This is a genomic window from Xanthobacter sp. BG11Y11_SDJG (genome assembly GCF_057364445.1).
Genome location: NZ_JBNFNU010000555.1, coordinates 1 through 2,103, shown reverse-complemented (window position 1 = coordinate 2,103; position 2,103 = coordinate 1). Strand labels below are relative to the sequence as shown.

Here is a 2,103-nt window from a genome sequence, read left to right as displayed (position 1 = left end):
CCCACGCCGGCGATGGCGGCGCTGCGGCACACGCAGGGATGCTCGAACAGCACCAGCGGCACCGGCGCGTCGCGGTCGAGCCGCAGGTTGCGGCGGCGATCCAGAGCATGGGCTCCGCGCAGGAAGCGGCGCGCCGGAAGGTGCGCTCTCGATCCGGAAGCCGACCCCCACGTCCAGTTCCTCGGCCCGCAACTGGTCCAGGATCGACGAGGTGGCGCACACCCGCACCGACACCGGCGCCTGCGGAAAATGGGCGCTGATGCGGGTCAGGATGCGCTCCAGCACGTCCTCGCCCACGTCCTGGACGAAGCCGAGCCGCAGCGGCTGCGCGAAGGTGCCGTGGACGTGCTGCGCCAGCACCTGGTCGTTCAGGTCGAGCAGGCGCCGCGCATCGTCCAGGAAGGCGCCGCCGCGCTGGGTCGGCACCACCGTGCGGCCCTTGCGCTCCAGAACCTGGAAACCGAGCGCCTCGGCGAGGCGGTCCATCTGCAGGCTCACCGCCGACTGGGTGCGGCCCACGCGGCGCGCCGCCGCGGAGATGGAGCCGAGATCGGCCACCGCCACGTAGCTGCGCAGGAGATCGAGTTCGAGATTGCGCGTCATCCTATGAGCATCGCAAAATATCTGTATTGTTCAATTCAATTTTTCTGATTGATGGGAGCGGCGTATCCCTGTCGCGACGGCATTCTGCCGCCCCGGGAGAGTCCCCATGCCGCTTCTCAATGTGTCCCTGTCCGGCGCCCCGGACGACGCCCTCGCCCACGCGGTGGCGACGCGACTTTCCGCCCTCACCCGCGACATCCTGCGCAAGGACCCGGCCGTGACCGCGGTCAAGGTCGCGTTCGTGCCACGGGAACACTGGTTCACGGCCGGCCGCGCGCTGGCCGACAAGGCCACGCGCTCCTTCGCCCTCGACGTGATCGTCACCGACGGCACAAACACGAAGGACGAGAAGGCGGCGTTCCTGGAGGCGGTGCACGCGGCCATGGCCACGCTTCTGCCGGATCTCGACCCGGAAAGCTACGTGCTGGTGCGGGAGGTGAAGGCGGACGCCTATGGCTATGGCGGACGCACCCAAGAAGCGCGCTACCAAGAGGCGCGCTACCAGGAGGCGCGCGCCCGGACGGCGAAGCTCAAGGCCGCGCCTGCGGCATGACCGGGAAAACGGCCCGAGCGGACGGCTCGGGCCGGGGCCGTCACTTGCCAGCGAGCAGGGGGGTGAGGATCTTGTCCATGTCGGCGATGGAGAGCGCGCCGGAATAGAGCTTGCCGTTGATGATGAAGCTCGGCGTGGCGTTCACGCCCAGTTCCTTATTGGCGTAGAGCGCGCTCGCCTGCACCTTCTCCGCCAGCGCCTGGTCGGTCAGGCACTTCTCGAACTCCTGCTGGCTCATGCCCGCCTGACGCGCGACCTGAAGCAGGCCGGCGGCTGGATCGTTGCCGAACGCCCACGCCTTCTGGGTCTCGAACAAGGTCGAGATCATGGGATAGTATTTGTCGTCCGGCATGCAGCGCGCCAGCATGAAAGCGGCGGTCGCCACCGGCTCGAACGGAAATTCGCGGAAGATGAAGCGCACCTTGCCGGTGTCGATGTACTTCTTCTTCAGTTCCGGAAAGGTGCCCGTGTGGAAGGCGGCGCAGTGGCTGCACGTCATGGAGGCGTACTCCACGATGGTCACCGGGGCATTGGCCTCGCCCAGCGCCTTCACCGGCAGGGGGCTGGCGTCGGGCAGCATCACCTTGGCCGCATCGACCGGGCGCCCGTCGGCGGACTGGGCGAACGCCTCGCCCGGGAGCGAGCGGCAGGCCGAGGCCGGCAGCGAGGGCGATGGTGGCAGCGCCGGTGAGCAGGCGACGGCGGGTGAACATCATCGGACGGGTCTCCGGCAGGTCCTGGCGCGCGGCGAAGGCGGCCGCCCCGTGCGGCCGTTCCGGCCGCGGAAAGAGGCGTGTCTTCTGCGCTCGGGAGGCGAATTCAGCATGGGTCGGGAGCCGCGTCGTGCTCCAGGAAAAGATGTTCGGCCTCTAGCATGGCGCATCCAAGGCGGCAACGCGCGCCGGATCACGGCTTGGTCACCTCGACGGAGAGCCGGCGCAGCGCGC

At 68.8% G+C, this 2,103-nt stretch carries 3 protein-coding genes; 1 reads left to right on the top strand and 2 read right to left on the bottom strand.

Annotation, left to right across the window (positions count from 1 at the left end; all coding sequences use genetic code 11):
• A partial coding sequence (locus tag AC2W7M_RS24315) for a LysR family transcriptional regulator (RefSeq protein ID WP_486135586.1) occupies positions 1-603 on the bottom strand: 603 nt, incomplete at its 3' end.
• 106 nt (positions 604-709) lie between these two features.
• Here AC2W7M_RS24315 and AC2W7M_RS24310 point away from each other — a divergent pair.
• On the top strand, positions 710-1,156 hold the full coding sequence (locus tag AC2W7M_RS24310; protein WP_486135584.1) for a tautomerase family protein: 447 nt from the start codon (positions 710-712) through the stop codon (positions 1,154-1,156).
• A gap of 40 nt (positions 1,157-1,196) precedes the next feature.
• Here AC2W7M_RS24310 and AC2W7M_RS24305 read toward each other — a convergent pair whose 3' ends face one another.
• The gene (locus tag AC2W7M_RS24305) at positions 1,197-1,736 is read right to left on the bottom strand and encodes a DsbA family protein (protein ID WP_486135588.1); all 540 of its coding nucleotides are present in this window, start codon (positions 1,734-1,736) and stop codon (positions 1,197-1,199) included.
• Between the last annotated feature and the right edge of the window lie 367 nt (positions 1,737-2,103).

Excerpts from the sequence above, each read along its gene's own strand:
- AC2W7M_RS24310 (WP_486135584.1), top strand. The coding sequence starts at position 710 with ATGCCGCTTCTCAATGTGTCCCTGTCCGGCGCCCCGGACGACGCCCTC.
- AC2W7M_RS24305 (WP_486135588.1), bottom strand. The coding sequence starts at position 1,736 with ATGCTGCCCGACGCCAGCCCCCTGCCGGTGAAGGCGCTGGGCGAGGCC.